The organism is Deltaproteobacteria bacterium, assembly GCA_011773515.1.
GTDB lineage: Bacteria > Desulfobacterota > Deferrimicrobia > J040 > J040 > WVXK01.
The window spans coordinates 13,079-13,630 of the sequence record WVXK01000062.1 but is presented as its reverse complement, the minus strand read 5'-3'; the positions used below and the strand labels follow the sequence as shown (position 1 = coordinate 13,630).

The 552-nt window shown below is 54.5% G+C and carries 1 protein-coding gene; it reads left to right on the top strand.

Annotated elements, in window-relative coordinates; all coding sequences use genetic code 11:
• Positions 1-38 precede the first annotated feature (38 nt).
• Positions 39-260, top strand: coding sequence for a hypothetical protein (locus tag GTN70_06810; GenBank protein ID NIO16694.1), 222 nt, complete (start codon positions 39-41; stop codon positions 258-260).
• The last annotated feature ends 292 nt before the right edge of the window (positions 261-552 follow it).

The following is a 552-nucleotide window of genomic DNA, read 5'->3' as shown; positions in this document are numbered from 1 at the left end:
TATATTCCGGGTAAAACATGGTAGTTCCTATGGGCAGGATTGTCAGATGTGATTGGGCCTACGTCAGCGACCTGATGATGGATTACCATGATCACGAGTGGGGAGTGCCCGTGCACGATGACCGGAAGCTCTTCGAGTTCCTGGTACTGGAGGGATTTCAGGCGGGCCTCTCCTGGGAGACAGTCCTCAAAAAGCGGGAAGGTTTTCGGAAGGCCTTCNNTTGCGCGATGCCTGCATGGAGTGCGGGGCATGCGCGATGAACTGCCCCGAAGGTGCGATTTCCGTGGATACCGGCGTGGGCTGTGCCTACGCCGTCATAAGGGGCGGGCTGACGAAAACGGAACCTGGCTGCGGACCGGGGGACGGTTCTTCCTGCTGCGAATAAACACGTCCCGTGTCCCGGGTCTCGCGTTCCCATCCGCTCACAACCAAACTTTCTTTTTTGTTTTTCAACTCGAAACTCGAGACGTGAAACTGACAATTTCGAAACTATATTCCGGGTAAAACATGGTAGTTCCTATGGGCAGGATTGTCAGATGTGATTGGGCCTAC